Genomic DNA, 14,838 nt, shown 5'->3' with positions numbered 1-14,838 from the left:
CCGGGGAGGGCGGGACGGCCGGCGTTCCTGCGGCACATCAGACTGCTCACGTCGGGCTGTCCGTGGTGGGGCCGGTCGTGAGCAGACCTGTGACGTCGGTGACGGCCATCTCAACGCGCCCGTAGACGCGGGGGTTGAGCAGGGTGGCGCCGTCGAGAAGGCCGCCGGATGGTGCCGACCCCGCTCGGGGAGTCGCTGGTCCGCCCGGTCCGCGACGCGATCGCGGCGACTGAGGCCGTCATGGGCACCAGCAAGGCCTTCGACCCGACGACCGACGAACGGGCATTTCGGATCATCGCCAGCGACGACGTGCTGTTCATCCTCTTGCAGCCGCTGTTCGCCCTGGGCCCACCGGGCTGCTCACCACAGCGCCTGTGCAACCGCGTCTGCCCTTTCGACGGCGAGCGGTACTGCTGGGGTGCCTGGCAGGAGGGCGGTGAGCGCGGCTTCTTCAGCGACCAAGGGAGCCGCAGCGGCGCCGATGACCCGCCGGACGCCCGAGCGGCCACGCGGCACCTGCACGGTCGAGTACCGCGTGTCCTCGGTGGAGCAGACGCTGAAGGTCACCTACGATCCCGCCCCCGAGGACCCTGGGAAGCGCATGGAGTGGCTGGGCGACACCCTGTTCCCCGACGCCGTGACGCAGCGCCTGGGCTGCGGCCGCTCGCACCCGGGAGGACCGGCCGATGACGAACGCACCGCAGCGCCGCCCCCCTGGTGGCACCCTCGCCGCCTGCCGCGTCCCGTGCCGGCCGCTGCGGTCGCCGGCGCTCTCCTCGGCGGTACCGCCGTCGCCTGGCAGACCGACGCCGGGCCCTTCGCCGCGGACAAGGTGTGCTGGGATGCGCTGGACCGGGACGCGCTGTCCCCGATCATCGAGGCCCCGGACGAACTCGACGCCGAACCCCCCGGTCGGCGGGCGAGCGCTGGCCGACGGACGGCTCAACGGCATCCGCCGGCTCTCGAACGAGAGTAAGCCCGGACCAGGTACGAGCGCTCCTCCCCCGCTACGCGGAGGCCGAGGCAGCGCGCCTGGGCTGCGGTCCTCCGGAGCTGAAGCTCCCCCCGGCCGCGACCTGAGTGACCAGTCCGTCGGCTCAGCGAACTCTCAGCGAACTCTCAGCGGGCCGTGATCTTCTGTTCAGTTCGCGATCAGTTGCCGACCCTAGCTTCTTCAGCGTCGGGCCAGAAGGCGCGGCAGCGTCCCTCTCTCGGTACGCATGGCCAGCTAGGAGAACGGTTCATGAAACGCTTGACCGCGACCGGCGTCACCGCACTCGTGAGTGCGATGCTGACGCTCAGCACGGCCGCGCCGGCCACCGCCGCCCCCGACGAACCAGAGACCGGGGACGTGCAACAGGTGATGGAGGAACTGGCGAGCAACCCCGGTGTGGTGGGCGTCATCGCCGAGGCGTACTACGACGGCAAGCGCATCGACCGCGGAACCGCAGGCTCGCAGCTGATCGACGGGCAGGGCGGCACGATTCCCACCGAGTCGAGCTACCGGGCCTGGTCACAGACGAAGTTCATGACGGCGACCGTCCTCCTGCAACTGGTGGACGAGGGCAAGCTCGGCCTCGACGACAAGCTCAGCGACGTCCTGCCCGGCGTGGCCGAGCAGAACCTCGTCGAACGCGCCGACGAGATCACCGTGCGTCAGCTGATCAAGCACACCTCCGGCATCCCCGACTTCGCCGGAGACGTCGATCAGTTCGACACCAGCGACATCTCCCCCGTCGACCTGCTGGAGATCTCCCGGAGCAAGCCCCGCGAGTTCGCCCCCGGCGAGAAGAATCAGTACTCGAACATCAACTATGTCCTGCTCGGCATGATCATCGAGAACGTGACCGGCGACCGGTTCGCCGACGTGCTCGACCAACGACTCTTCCAGCCGCTGCACATGGACCGCACTTACGTGCCCACCTCACCCACCGAGCGCATCAAGGGGCCGCACGGGCACGGCTACTACCCCGACGCCCAGGGACACCTGCGCGACACCGACCAACTGAACGCCACCTTCACCTGGGCGGCAGGCGCCGTCATCTCGAACACGGAGGATCTCACCACCTTTTTCCGGGCCTTCAACCAGGGCAAGCTGCTGCCCCCGGACCTGCAAGAAGTAATCACCACACCTCCGGAAACCACATCTGACCAACCCGCGACGTGCCCGGTCACGAAGGCGGCCGGAGCCGGGCCCGGCTCCACCTCCATGACCTCCACCTCAGCCGACGGACGCCGGCAACTCGCCATCTCCGTCACCATCGCCGTCCCCCCGGACCACATCGGCTCGATCGTCTCCGAGGCGTCCGACGACGTGCTCTGCCCCGGGGAATCCACGTGATTCACCAGGAGCCGGGGACGAAGCGGAACTCCCCGTCGCGGACTTCCCGCCGCTGACGGGGTGTCCCAGAGGTCCGTCGTTGCCTCCCGGCCGAGCCGTCACGGCAGGGGCTGACCCGGGGTGGTGGTCCGATTTCTGCTTCGACTGCCGTCGGGGGTGCGTTTCTACGATCGGTTTCGTCCGGCCCCGCGGCGTCGCACCAGATCTTCGTCATGCCTTCAGCGCTCCCGCGTCCGGTCTCAGGGCCGCGTTCGGTCGGCACTCCTCCGATGCCGTATTGATGCCGGCAGGGGGCTTCGGGGGGCGATGCGAGCGGCCCGGTGGGGTAAACGCACGCTCGGGCCGGGCGTCTGCCCGGTGTGTGCCGAGCCTAGGCTGCGCATGTGATTGCGACGATCGTCCTCGACATCGGGAAGACCCTGGTCCGTGACGACCGCTACTGGGCGAGGTGGGCCGACTGGCTCGGTGTTCCGCGGCACACCCTGTCTGCGCTCGTCGGCGCCGCGGTGGTCGCCGGCCGCGACAACGCCGAGGCGCTGCGCCTGCTGCGTCCGGGCATCGACATCGACGCGGAGCGCATTGCCCGCGAAGAAGCCGGCTGCGGCGAGCAGCTGGCGGAGGAGGACCTTTATCCGGATGTGCGCGGAGCGCTCAGCGGCCTGCGTAGGCTCGGCGTGCGCGTGGTCGTCGCCGGGAACCAGACGATCCGCGCGGGCGAGCTGCTGTGAGCACTCGACTTGCCGGCGGATCTCATCGTCACTTCCGGAGAGTGGGGTGTGGCCAAGCCCGGAGCGGCGTTCTTCGCCCGCGTGCTGGAGGTGGCGCAGGCCGAGCCAACGGAGACCGTGTACGTCGGTGACCACCCGCCTAACGACGTGTTTCCGGCGAAGAGGGCGGGCATGTGGGCAGCGCACCTGCGGCGCGGCCCGTGGGGGCACTGGTGGGCTGACGACCCCGAGGTGGTGCGCGCCGCGGACTGGCGCATCGACACCCTCACCGACCTTACGGCGATCATCGCCGATTGACGTGCGAAAGGTTAGGGCGTCTTGTCTCCGCCGTGGACGAGGTGCACCAGCAATCGCGCGTTCTCCAGGTTCGACAGCACGATGTCAGCCCCAGCCTGGCGCAACTCGGCTTCGTCGCTGCGGCCGGACGCCACCGCAAGTACCCGGACGCCTTGCCGGCGCCCAGCAGCGACGTCTGCAGGCGTATCCCCGATCAGAACCGCGTCTACGGCAGGCACACAGGCGCGTTCCAGGGCCAGGCCGACGAGGTCGGCCCGCTCGTCGTGCTCCTCACCGTATGCGCCGAGGTCCCAGCGGATGTGCCGGTCGAGGCCGAAGAGCTGCAGCTTGATCTGGGCGACACGACGCACGTTGCCCGTGACCACGGACTGCGTCAGTTCAGGTTCGGCGGCAAGGGCATCGAGAGCCGTGGCGGCACCGGGTAGCGCATGGCCACGCTCGCGGAGGTCTGCTGCCCGTTTGAGGTGCTGCTCGGTGAGAGCGTGAGCGAAGCTCTCGAAGTCGCTCCGGTCGCCGGTGATGCCGTGCAGACGCGCGGTCTCTCGGAAAATGACCGCCTCGGTGATCCCGTCGACTTTCGCCTGTTCTTCATCGTCTGGCCGGTGACCTCGCGGAACGCTGTGGCGGACAGCTCGCGGCCGACACCTCGCGTGTCGATCAGGGTGTGGTCGATGTCCCACAGGACCAGCCGGACCATGGGCGCCTCCTCCAACTGCGCTTGCCTGACCGCATCAACGTCTCACATGGTTCGGGCACTACGGTGCCGGGGATCAGTCGGCCGTCATACGCTTGTCCCGACGAGAAGCACGCAGTGAGAGGCGAGGGCGGTGGATCTGCCGGGACTCCCGATCGGCGAGCGCGTCCGCTACTACCGGCGTGAGAACGGCAACCGCTCGCAGGCGGTGATCGCCGGCCTTTGCGGCATCACCGAGCGCTACCTCTCGCTGATCGAGAACGGGAAGAAGACGCCGTCCTCCGCGCTTCTCCACCGGCCGTCGCCGCCGGCGGTATCTTCGTGGTAATGCCCGCCCGAGGGCTTCATGGTCAGGCGCATTGGTCTTCTCCTGCCGTGCATCGGGGGCATCCGTCGGCATCTGCGTGACGCCTTCAGCCGGGGTGCCGGGGCCGCGGCACCGACCGGCGACCGGATCTGCACGAGTATGCAGGCAGGTTCTGCATGCAACCTTGACGGAATCTGGCACGTCGCACCGCCGCGTGGATCGCGTTCCACGAGGTGGTGTAAAGCGATCACGAGTTTCGCCCTCCGGTGCCTGGCTCGCGGTGACCTCTCCTTGGGCGCCGCACGCGAAATGGCCCGGTCAGGCGCCGGAGTGCCCCGGCCGGTCGAGGCGCCGGCGTGACCTGCACGTTCCGGTCCATTGACCGGCTACACCATCCGGCGGGACGCCATCGATTCGGGTTGGATCGCCGGGCGTTGCCACGAGTTGCGGCTGGATTTCTCCGCCTGGGTGGTGCCGGGTGCCGCGGACGGCCTGGCGGGGGATTGCGTAGTGGGCTGGGCGCGTTGATGGGCAGAAGGCGAAATGTGGGCCTGGTTTGTCGGGATTGTTAGGGTATGTTGCGCCGAGTTCGTAGCGGTTTCGTTCGTCCGTCGTGTCCCACCGAGTGCGCCCCGGTCGGGTTACTCTCCGGCGCTACGCCAGGGGCGCGGGGGCGGCTTTTGTGCTCGTGGTTCCAGTTCGGGAAGCCTCATTGGTTCGCTAAGCCCGGTCCTTCGGCTACCCAGAGAACCTCTTGGCCACCGGCGACTGCCTGGGCGGCAACGGCCGAACCCATGGCGCCAGGGTGGAGCATGGTGAGTGTCGTTATCGGGGTCCTCCGGGCGGGACTTCCGCGGCGTCGCTCTCGCGTTCGGGTACATGGGGGTGGGGCGCCGGGTGCTGCGAACGGCCCCCGTCTCCGGGGGCCGTTCGGGTGGTACTCCCCAGGGGTACCGTTCTGGTGTCGCTGCAGAACTGGGAGTTCAGTATGCCCGAGCATCCCGAAGAACACATCGGAGACCGCATCAGGAAGGCCCGTAAGCGCCGGGGGATGACACAGCGGGAGCTATCCGCAGCCGCCGGCCCATCCCTCTCCCTTCTCAGGAAGCTGGAACAGGGTGAACTCACCGACACCCGGCTGGAGACCGCCCGGAAATTCGCCGTCGCACTGCGCGTCTCCACCAGCAGCCTGGTCTGCGGACACACCCAAGAAGCCGCCGACACACACACGTTCGACCGATGGGCGCCCGTACGACAGGCCCTCGCCTCTCTCCCACCGGACGACATCAGCGAACCGCCCACCCCCGAGGGCGTGCGATCCGCTGTGGACGACCTACTAAAACTCCGCGCCAAGCACCGGTTCGTCGAGGTCGCCGACGCGCTCCCGCGTCTCCTCCGAGACGCCGAAGTCCTGGCCGCACACAGCCGAGAGGGGCGCCACCTGCGGTTCCGGGTGATGCTCCTGACCGGGTGGCTGCCCACCCAGACTCGCCAGTTCGACGCCGCCGAGGAACTGATGTCCAGGCATCTGCAGGACGCGGGCGATCACGTCCAGGGCATTGCGATGGTCAACTCCCTGTGCTGGCTGCTTCTACGGCAGGGCCGCCTCCAGGAGGCATACGAGTACGCAGTGCGGTGGGCGGACGATGCGGAGCCTGCTCGGCTGTCCCGGGCCACAGCGGACGAGTTGGCGGCGTGGGGCTGGATGCTGCTCCGTGTGTCGAACTCCTCGATGAGGGACGCGCGGGACGGTGCAGCAGTGGATGCTCTGCGGATGGCGCAGGCGGCAGCGGTCCTGATCGGCCATGAGCAGCAGTCTGCGGCGGATCCGATCCGCACGTTCGGTCCCACGACGGTTGCGCTCAAGGAGTGCGAGAACGCGATGATTCTGGATCAGCCTGACCGCGTGCTGACCTTGGCGGAACCGCTTGCGGCCGGAGGGGTGCGTACGACGTTGGCGAACTGGAGTCGGCATCGTTTGGACGTGGCGAACGCGCAGGTGCGGTTGCGCCGTCATTCGGATGCGATGACGACGCTGCGGGAGGTGCGGGCGGCGGCTGCCGCATCAGCGGTATGGGCGGGACATCGTGGGCCGGCTGGTGGAGCGTCGGCGGACGCTGACTCCGGAGATGCGCGAGTTGGCGGACATCGTGAGATTGCCTCTGTGACCTGCGTATTGTCCTGATTCTCATTGGCACCTTGGATTGCACTCGGGGCGAAGTGCCATGGCGACCACGGCCACAGCGACTCTACGGTCGGTGACGACCTGATCACCGAGGGCAGGCAACGTCATGGACACCTTCTGCACGGGCGTCCCCGCCCGGCCTGAGTCGCAACCCCGCGATCGCGCCGGCTCCGACCGGCCGGCCCTCATCCCTACCGCCCCGGCGGCGCCTCCTGCGCCTGCCGTACGGGCTCGGGCTGCGCTGGTGCGCCCGTACGTCCTCGTCCACGAACGACGACAGGCGGCGCGCCGACAGCGGTTCAGGCGCTGGGTCTTGTGGCTGGCCGTGCACGGTATCGACGTCGGGCCGCGCCGTATCCACGACATGGAGGTGGCCTGAATGCGTACCGTGTCGGATCACTGGCGCGAGGGCTCCGGCTTGACGATGAGGGTCTACCGGGTCACCGCAACGGGGCAGCGCCGCAGCGTGCGGACCACACGTTCCGTCCGAAGGCTGGTGCGCTTCCGGAGGTGACGGCGTGTTGGCCGCCGTGCCGTTGTCCACGCTGCCGCGGGGGCCGGTCGTGACCGCGGGACGGAAGCTGGTGCCGTATGTGACCGCCTGGACCGGTGAGAACCGCCTGGTCGAGCCCGTCGTGATCCGTGGCCCCCGCGGCATCGCCTACCGAGACGAGCAGCCCCACGACCGCGACAGCATGGGCGTGCTGTGGACGCGCCGGCCGCTGAACCAGGGTGTAGGCCGGCCGCGCTTCGGCTACGTCCACCCCCGGCGGCAGCGCCGGGCGATGCAGCGGCTGTTGTGTCAGGTCTGCGGTGCGCCGGCGTACGAGGACGAGCGCGGGGTGCTGTGGCTGCTGGAGGATCGCCGCGACCAGGTGCCGGGCTGGCCTGAGGGCGAGGTGACCGCCCACCCTCCGGTGTGCGCCGAGCATGCCGTGTCCTCGGCTCGCGCCTGCCCGCATCTGCGCCGCGAGGGCGTGGTGACGGTGCGGGTGGAGCATCCGGATATCGACGGGGTGCACGGCCTGCGGTATCGCCCGGACGGGCCGCGGTGCCGGCCGGGGCGGTCACGCTGTCGTACGACGACCCCGCGATTTCGTGGACGCTGGCCGCGCACCTGACGCGCGCGCTGCACGGCTGCACCCTCGTCGAGCCCGGCCAGGTCGGCCGGCTCAGACCCTGACTCCCGCCCGCGGGCCGTCGTCTGGACACCCGGCCAGGGGGCGGGACCCCCCGGCCGGCTGACAGCGCTCTGGCCCGGTCGGGGAAGGCCCCGCCTGCCGTCCGGAATCCTCCGGCAGGCGGGGCAGCGCCAAGCGTCCGCCGCCGGCACGGCGGGCGATTCCCCATCAGCCCCGGCCGCGATGACCCCCGACCGCGGCCGGGGCACCCCAACCGTGAGAAAAGGATCGTGAGATGAGGTCGCCGTCCTCCGGGTCGGAGCCGGGTGAGCCCTGCCACTTGAGCTCGCGGGGCAGGTCGGCGATCTTCTCCCGTCCGTTGACCCCTTCCGGGGTGAGGTTCATCGGCAGCATGGACAGGAAGTCGCGGACCGCGGGGCTGTCCTGGCCGATGGTGACGTCCAGCGTCTCGGATCCGGCGGTGAACCGCACGACGGTCCCTTCGACGTTCTCGTCCGGCGGGGACGTCGAAGAGGCGGCGGCTGACGGGCCGGGGGAGGTCTCGGCGCTCCGGCTCGGCGACGCGGTCGGGCTCTGCAGCGCGCTCTGCCCCGTGTCCGAGTCGCTGCAGCCGGCGGCCAGTAGCAGAGCTGCGACCAGCACCGTGGACACGGCGGTGGCCGTCTTCTTCATCGGTATGGGTTCCTTCGTCATGGGCTGGGATCCAGGTGCTGGCGGGCGGGGACTATTGCGCGGTGTACGCGCCGTCGACGGGCAGGGCCACGCCGGTGACGTAGCCGGCGGCGTCGCTGCACAGCCACAGCACCGCGGCGGCGATCTCCTCGGGCCGTCCGAGCCTGCCCATCGGGATCGCGGCGATGGCGCTCTGGGGGTCGAGTTCACCGCCGGCGGTCATCCGCTCGACCATCGGGGTGGCGATGGTGCCGGGGCAGACGGCGTTGACGCGCACTCCGCGTTGCCCGTACTGCAGGGCGACGCTCTTGGTGGCCCCGAGCACGCCGTGCTTCGTGGCGTGGTAGGTGGTGCGGCCGGCGCCGCCGACGAGACCACCGAGTGATGAGCAGTTCACGATCGCGCCCGACCCCTGCTCACGCATCTGCTTCAGTTCGTGCTTCATCGACGCCCAGACACCGCGGAGGTTGACCGCGACGATCTTCTCGAACGCCTCGGCGGCCTCGTCGGCGGAGTCGACCGGGGGCAGCATGATGCCGGCGTTGTTGAACGCCATGTCCAGGCTGCCGAACGCCTCGACGGCCGCGCGGACCGCCGCGGAGACCTGATCCTCGTCGGACACGTCGCAGGCGATGCCCAGCGCCCGGTGGCCCTCGTGGTTCAGCTGCGCGGCGAACCGCTCGGCCGCGTCGCCGTCGAGGTCGACGATCGCGACGTTCGCTCCGGCCTGGGCGAAGGCGCGGGCGGTGGCCGCGCCCATGCCGGCGCTGCCGCCGGTGACGAAAGCGGTCTTGCCGGTGAAGTCGTAGGTGACGGCCATGAGGGCGTTCTCCCTTCTTCGCGGATGGTCGGGGCCGGAGGCAGCGGGGTTCAGGTGCGCGGCCGTTCGACGCCGGCATGGGCCGCCAAGGCGGCGAGCAGCTCGTCCATCCGCCCACCGTTGCGGTAGCTCGCCGCCGGCAGACCGTCGAGGACCGTCTCGGCCGTGCCGACGCCGAACGAACCGGGCTCGCCGGTCAGCTCGTAGCGCTCAAGGCGGTTCTCATCGCCGGCCGTGAACAGCGCCGCCGCCCGGCCGCGCCGGGCGAGGCCCCGCGTGGTCATGCCACCTCTTCGCCGACCGTGGTGCGGAACGCGCCGCGGTCACGGTGCAGGGACCAGATGCGCTCGGCGAGGGCGTCCGGCTCGTGGTCCGGCTCGCCGCCGCCGATCCCGCCGGGGATGATCAGCTGCGCGACGTGGATGCCCTCAGGGGCGAGGGCGTCGTGCAGCATCCGGCCGTAGGCGCTCTCCCCGGCGAAGGCGACGGAGGTCCCCGTCACCTTGCCGCTCGGGCGGACGGCGCTGCCGCCGTTGATGAGCAGGATCGTGCCGCGGCCCAGCTCCCGCAGGCCCGGCAGCACGTGCTGAACTGCGGTGACCGGGCCGTACACCGACTGCTCGACGGGACCGACGAGGTCCTCCGCCGTGGTCTCGAGCACCGGCTTCATGAACTCGCGCGCGGGGGCCGGACTGTACTGAAGGACCTCGACCGGACCCAGTTCGGCGACCGCGGCGTCAAGGGCGGCACGCAGCGCCCGCGGGTCTCGTACGTTCGCCGCGTAGCCCCGGGTGGTCACACCGTCCGCGGTCAGCTCGGCGGCAAGCTGGTCGACGTTGGCCTGAGTGCGGGAGATCAGCGCGACGGAGAACCCCTCGCGGCCGAAGCGCCGGGCGGCGGCCTGGCCCAGTCCGGAGCCGGCTCCGACGATGGCGACTGTGGTCATGTTGGTCCTTCCGATAGGGGATGCCCGGGCGGGTGGACGGGCCGGAATCTGCTTCCGGGAGATCGCCTCCGCGCCGGCGACGAGGTCGCATCGGTGGGCCGTCGAGGCCGGTCAAGCCCGCCCGACGGTGCCGTTCCCGTCCGCCACGGTGCGCAGCAGATCACGTCCACCACGGTAGGCAGCAGACGACGCGGCCGGGTGTCCCTCCGTCAGCCGCGGTGTTTCGAGCGCTTCTCGTCCGCGGTCGCATCAGCCGCCTCGCTACCGGGGCCATGGACGAGTGCCGCGCCACCAAGGTACTGCTCGAACTCTGACTCCCCGGGTCGTCTGACGCGGACGACTCGTGCTCACGACCGGCTCGAGCAGCACCCGCAGACCGGTCTTCGGGCCCGTCGGGGTTGGCCGGCGTTCAGGTGGGTTCGTCATCATGGGGCCTCGTGTTCCCGAGAGACAAGGCGGTAACGGTGCTGCCGTCCGTCCCCTTCGTCAGTCGGCGGCGACTGCTCACCCGGGCCGCGCCCGCCGTGGCCGCCGCGCTGACCGCCACTGCCTGTTCCCGCGCGGGCACTTCCCCGCCTGCCCCCGCGCCGCTGTTGGCGTTGGTCTACCGCGGCCCGGGGGCCTGCGATGGCTGCGCGGAGGCGGTCGTCGCTCTCCTGAGGAGGGCTCCGCGCCTGTTCACGGTCCGGTACGTCGGTCCCGGCGAGCACATCCCCCTGACCGCCGCGGGTCTGGCTGACGCCGACGTGTACGCGCAGCCCGGCGGCGACAACGACCTCGACGGGACGTGGAAGAAGGTGGCGGGCGCCGCCGACGCGATCCGCGACTGGACCCGGGGCGGTGGCCGCTACCTCGGGTTCTGCATGGGCGGCTATCTGGCCGGGCGCGATCCGGGATTCGGCCTGCTGCCCGGCGACACCGCCCAGTACATCGCTTCCCGGAGCGCTTCCGTCCACGACGAACGGGACACGGTCGTGGCGGTGACCTGGAGAGGCAGGCCGCGCCACATGTACTTCCAGGACGGGCCGATCTTCGCTCTGGAGGCCGGTGCCGAGGCGTCCGTGCTCGCCACGTACGACAACGGCACCCCGGCCGCCGTCGTCGCGCCGTGCGGCAGGGGCCGGGTCGGGGTGGTCGGGCCGCACCCGGAGGCCGACGCCTCCTGGTACGCAGACGTGGGGCTCACCAATCCCGACGGCGTGCGCTTCGATCTCGGACACGACCTGGTCGTGGAGACCATCCGCGGGCTGTGACCGCGGTCCGTCACCGGCATCGGCGGATTCTGGTAGCGCTGCTGGCTGTTCACGCGCGTCATCGAGACCGCCCCCGACACCCACCCGAGGGGCCGGTACGTGAAAGCCGACAAGTCGACGTGAACAGCCGCGAGTTCGGCAACCGTCTCCCGGGCGATCATCAGCCGCTGCACCAAACCCTCTGCCTCCCCCAGGCAGATCAAGCCCATCTCAGCTGAGGTGCTGTCAGCGCGCCGAGGTTGCTCTGCTGGGGGAGTCTGTGCGCGTGTCCAGCGGATGCCCGAGGCCGTTGAGCAAGGGCCGCGCGATCGGCGCGGCGGGCCTGCTGGCGCATGTGATCGCGTTTGCCTCCGTCCCAGACTCACAGGCATGTATGGGGAGTTGCTCCGTTCTGTTGCCTCGGTGAAGACTGTGCGGGCTGTGGAAGAGGCCTGCACCAGTGGAGAGGACATCATGGAGCGACTGGCGGCGTCCGACCCGCGTGAGTTCGGGCCGTACCGGCCGCGTGCCGTGCTGGGCGTAGGCGGCATGGGGCGTGTGCTGCTGGCCACGGGGCCGGACGGCGGCCTGGTGGCGATCAAGATGGTGCACGCCCATCTGGCCACGGACGACGGGTTCCGCCGGCGCTTCCGGCGCGAGGTAGAGGCCACCGGCAGGGTGGCCGGCGGCCACATCGCCTCCGTGGCCGATGCCGACCTGGATGCCGATGTCCCCTGGCTGGCCTCCGAATTCGTCCACGGTCCCGCGCTGCGGGTGGCGCTGGAGGAAGCCGGTGCCCTGCCGCAGGACGCGGTGCTGCGGCTGGCCGCCGGACTGGCGGCGGCGCTGCGCGACATCCACGCGGCCGGGCTCGTCCACCGTGACCTGTCACCCTCCAACGTGCTGCTCGCCGACGATGGCCCGAAAGTGATCGACTTCGGAATCGTCCGGGCAGCGGAAGGAGTCTCCACCACCCGCCGCCACACCATGACCACCACCCTCACGCACGTCGGCTCGGTGATCGGCGCGCCGGGGTTCATGTCGCCCGAACAGGCCTCGGGCAAGCCCTTAACCCCGGCCACCGACGTGTTCTCCCTGGGCGTGATGCTCCTCGTGGCCTGCACCGGCAGCAACCCGTTCGAGGGGCCGGGCATCCCGCAGGTCCTCTACAACGTCGTCCACACCGAGCCCGACCTCAGCCCGGTGCCGGACCCACTTCGCCGGATCATCGAGCCTTGTCTGGCCAAGGACCCGGCTCAACGCCCCACCCCGGCCGAGCTCCTGGGACTCATCGGCCCTCTGGCCGAGGCATCCGCGTCCTGGCCCGAGGAGATCCAGCGGCTGGCCGGACGACAGCGCGCCGACGTCCGCGAGTACATCGCCACCACGGACGAGACCATCGAAGCACCGCCCCGGATGCCGCACGTCCCCACATCGATCATGTCCGCCCCCACCCCCGCACCGCTCCCCCAGACCCCGGGGCCCAGCCCTCAGCCGCCACCCGCTCCCGGAGGCGGCGGCTCCCGCCGGCGGGTCCTCACCGCCGTGAGCGCGACTCTGGCGGCCTCGCTGGCCGTCGTGCTCATCGTTCTCGCCGTCGTGACCTGGACGGAAGACGACGACGACCCCGCGGGCACGGCCGGCTCGGCCGACACGGCCGACACGGCGGTCCGAAACGCCGAGAAAGGCGACTGCTTCGAGAACGAGGGGACGCTGCAGGACCCGGAGCTGACGTCGGCGGAGTGCGAGTCCGGGGTCTTCGAGGTCCTGCGGGTCAGCAACTCGTCCGACCCCGCGGCCTGCGACGGAACACCCCTCAGTGACATGACCGCGACCTACCCCGAGGTCACGCTGTGCCTGACCTACGACCACTCCAGCGAGGTCTACCGCGCGGGCGAAGGGGACTGTGTGGAGGAATACGACTACGACGCCGACCGCTGGATATCGGAGGATTGCACCACGGCCGACTTCACCGTCACGGAACGCCTGGAGGGGACGGGTGACGACGCCGGCTGCGACCGGTCCCGGCCGGGCAGCCACAGCCAGGCGTTCACGGTGGAGTCCTGGCCGGAACTCGACGTGGTGCTGTGCCTGTCGATGAACTACCCCAGGGGTGACATCGGCTACGCGCAGCCGGGCGACTGCATGCACCTGTACGGCAAGGAAGGTGACCGCACCTTCGAGTCCGCCGACTGCGGCAGCGACGATGTCGTCGAGATCACCAGGCGCACGGACGTCTACTACGAGGTCCCCGAGGAGTTCTGCGGCCGGACCAACTGGTCGAATTTCAACCCGGAAGGCTTTCCTGAGCTGGCCTACACCGTGTGCTGGACCTACCCGTGACGGTCCGGGGCCGATGTTCCTGAAACGGAAGCCGCTGGCGCTCGGCCTGGGTGTGCGTTCTCATCAATGCCGCCGGAGGCAGGCCGATTGACCTGTGGTGCTGCATGTCGGCCAGCCAGTGGTCACCGGATGCTGGCAACCCGGCCCGCTCCTCCCCCGTCGACGCGTACGGCGAAGCGGACGACGCATGCATGGAAGCCGACAAGTCGATCTGGCTACAAGCCATTGGTCTACACCTTGTCTTGGTGCAGACCAAGATGATTGACTGCGCCCCGTCAAGCTCCAACGCCGGCGTACGCGCCGGTGACCCCCCACAAGGAGAGTGATGAGGTGCTGAGGAAACTCGGAACGAAGGTCAAGGCCCTGCTCGCGATCGGGGTGTTGGCGGCGGCGCTGGCCGTCGTGCTGCCCGTGACCGCGTCGGCCGGTGAGGGAGGCGACGACGAGACGTCGGCCGCCGCATTCATCGTCAGCGAGGCGCAGTTCGAGCAGATGTTCCCGGGGCGGAACGCCTTCTACACGTACCAGGGGCTGACCGACGCGCTCAGCGCGTACCCGGCGTTCGCGACCACCGGCGATGAGACCACCCAGAAGCGGGAGGCCGCCGCCTTCCTGGCGAACGTCAGCCACGAGACCGGCGGGCTCGTGCACATCGTCGAGCAGAACCAGGACAACTACCCGCACTACTGCGACGCGTCGCAGCCCTACGGCTGTCCCGCCGGGCAGGCCGCGTACTACGGGCGCGGGCCCATCCAGCTCAGCTGGAACTTCAACTACAAGGCGGCCGGCGACGCGCTCGGCATCGACCTGCTGAACGACCCCTGGCAGGTGGAGCAGAACGCCGCCGTCGCGTGGAAGACCGGCATCTGGTACTGGATGACGCAGTCCGGTCCCGGGTCGATGCCCGCGCACGACGCCATCGTCGGCGGACACGGGTTCGGCGAGACCATCCGGGCCATCAACGGGTCGATCGAGTGCAACGGTGGCAACCCCGCCCAGGTGCAGAGCCGGATCGACAAGTACACGCAGTTCACGCAGATCCTCGGTACGACCCCCGGCGACAACCTGAGCTGCTGACCCACCGCGGCCGACGCGGGGCCCGCCCGTCCCGGGGCGGTCCCGCGCCAGCGG

The 14,838-nt window shown here is 70.1% G+C and carries 12 protein-coding genes and 2 pseudogenes; 9 read left to right on the top strand and 5 right to left on the bottom strand.

Annotated features, from left to right (window positions below):
- The first annotated feature begins 481 nt into the window (after positions 1-481).
- From T328_RS33415 to T328_RS33405, 3 genes and pseudogenes are all read left to right on the top strand, one after another.
- On the top strand, positions 482-976 hold the full coding sequence (locus T328_RS33415; RefSeq protein WP_496500000.1) for a hypothetical protein: 495 nt from the start codon (positions 482-484) through the stop codon (positions 974-976).
- A gap of 267 nt (positions 977-1,243) precedes the next feature.
- Complete coding sequence (locus T328_RS33410) at positions 1,244-2,341, top strand: serine hydrolase domain-containing protein (protein WP_496499999.1); 1,098 nt, start codon at positions 1,244-1,246, stop codon at positions 2,339-2,341.
- Positions 2,342-2,724: 383 nt separating this feature from the next.
- Positions 2,725-3,366: pseudogene (locus T328_RS33405) on the top strand (HAD family hydrolase).
- A gap of 11 nt (positions 3,367-3,377) precedes the next feature.
- On the opposite strand, the pseudogene T328_RS33400 reads toward T328_RS33405, so the two are convergent.
- Positions 3,378-4,063, bottom strand: a pseudogene (locus T328_RS33400) (HAD family hydrolase).
- Positions 4,064-4,193: 130 nt separating this feature from the next.
- Between T328_RS33400 and T328_RS33395 the strand changes: the two are divergent.
- From T328_RS33395 to T328_RS33385, 3 genes are all read left to right on the top strand, one after another.
- Positions 4,194-4,388, top strand: a complete 195-nt coding sequence (locus T328_RS33395) for a helix-turn-helix domain-containing protein (protein WP_496499998.1) — start codon at positions 4,194-4,196, stop codon at positions 4,386-4,388.
- Between the two features lie 940 nt (positions 4,389-5,328).
- Positions 5,329-6,552 carry a helix-turn-helix domain-containing protein gene (locus tag T328_RS33390; protein WP_496499997.1) on the top strand — a complete coding sequence of 408 codons (1,224 nt, stop codon included), beginning with the start codon at positions 5,329-5,331 and terminating at the stop codon, positions 6,550-6,552.
- 518 nt (positions 6,553-7,070) lie between these two features.
- On the top strand, positions 7,071-7,673 hold the full coding sequence (locus tag T328_RS33385; RefSeq protein ID WP_496499996.1) for a hypothetical protein: 603 nt from the start codon (positions 7,071-7,073) through the stop codon (positions 7,671-7,673).
- A 228-nt stretch (positions 7,674-7,901) separates the two neighbouring features.
- On the opposite strand, the gene T328_RS33380 is transcribed toward T328_RS33385, so the two are convergent.
- Genes T328_RS33380 through T328_RS33365 form a run of 4 tightly spaced genes read right to left on the bottom strand, consistent with a single transcriptional unit; the run spans position 7,902 to position 10,132 of the window.
- Positions 7,902-8,387 (bottom strand): cyclophilin-like fold protein, encoded by a 486-nt coding sequence (locus tag T328_RS33380; RefSeq protein ID WP_496499995.1) that lies wholly within the window; start codon positions 8,385-8,387, stop codon positions 7,902-7,904.
- 31 nt (positions 8,388-8,418) lie between these two features.
- The gene (locus tag T328_RS33375; protein ID WP_496499994.1) at positions 8,419-9,186 is read right to left on the bottom strand and encodes an SDR family NAD(P)-dependent oxidoreductase; all 768 of its coding nucleotides are present in this window, start codon (positions 9,184-9,186) and stop codon (positions 8,419-8,421) included.
- Positions 9,187-9,236: 50 nt separating this feature from the next.
- On the bottom strand, positions 9,237-9,470 hold the full coding sequence (locus T328_RS33370; RefSeq protein WP_496499993.1) for a hypothetical protein: 234 nt from the start codon (positions 9,468-9,470) through the stop codon (positions 9,237-9,239).
- Positions 9,467-10,132, bottom strand: coding sequence for an SDR family NAD(P)-dependent oxidoreductase (locus T328_RS33365; protein ID WP_496499992.1), 666 nt, complete (start codon positions 10,130-10,132; stop codon positions 9,467-9,469). The genes T328_RS33370 and T328_RS33365 overlap by 4 nt, the downstream gene beginning before the upstream one ends.
- A gap of 437 nt (positions 10,133-10,569) precedes the next feature.
- Between T328_RS33365 and T328_RS33360 the strand changes: the two genes are divergently transcribed.
- The 3 genes from T328_RS33360 (at position 10,570) to T328_RS33350 (ending at position 14,784) form a co-directional block, all read left to right on the top strand.
- The gene (locus T328_RS33360) at positions 10,570-11,385 is read left to right on the top strand and encodes a BPL-N domain-containing protein (RefSeq protein ID WP_496499991.1); all 816 of its coding nucleotides are present in this window, start codon (positions 10,570-10,572) and stop codon (positions 11,383-11,385) included.
- 453 nt (positions 11,386-11,838) lie between these two features.
- Positions 11,839-13,707 (top strand): serine/threonine-protein kinase, encoded by a 1,869-nt coding sequence (locus T328_RS33355; RefSeq protein WP_496499990.1) that lies wholly within the window; start codon positions 11,839-11,841, stop codon positions 13,705-13,707.
- Between the two features lie 402 nt (positions 13,708-14,109).
- Positions 14,110-14,784, top strand: coding sequence for a chitinase (locus T328_RS33350; protein WP_496500014.1), 675 nt, complete (start codon positions 14,110-14,112; stop codon positions 14,782-14,784).
- Positions 14,785-14,838: the final 54 nt, after the last annotated feature.

The organism is Streptomyces sp. CNX435 (genome assembly GCF_059570575.1).
Note: the sequence above shows the minus strand (reverse complement) of the source record. Positions and strands in the feature narration are given on the sequence as shown.

Coding starts and splice junctions, on each gene's coding strand:
- T328_RS33415 (WP_496500000.1), top strand. CDS start 482: ATGACCCGCCGGACGCCCGAGCGGCCACGCGGCACCTGCACGGTCGAG.
- T328_RS33410 (WP_496499999.1), top strand. CDS start 1,244: ATGAAACGCTTGACCGCGACCGGCGTCACCGCACTCGTGAGTGCGATG.
- T328_RS33380 (WP_496499995.1), bottom strand. CDS start 8,387: ATGACGAAGGAACCCATACCGATGAAGAAGACGGCCACCGCCGTGTCC.
- T328_RS33375 (WP_496499994.1), bottom strand. CDS start 9,186: ATGGCCGTCACCTACGACTTCACCGGCAAGACCGCTTTCGTCACCGGC.
- T328_RS33370 (WP_496499993.1), bottom strand. CDS start 9,470: ATGACCACGCGGGGCCTCGCCCGGCGCGGCCGGGCGGCGGCGCTGTTC.
- T328_RS33365 (WP_496499992.1), bottom strand. CDS start 10,132: ATGACCACAGTCGCCATCGTCGGAGCCGGCTCCGGACTGGGCCAGGCC.
- T328_RS33355 (WP_496499990.1), top strand. CDS start 11,839: ATGGAGCGACTGGCGGCGTCCGACCCGCGTGAGTTCGGGCCGTACCGG.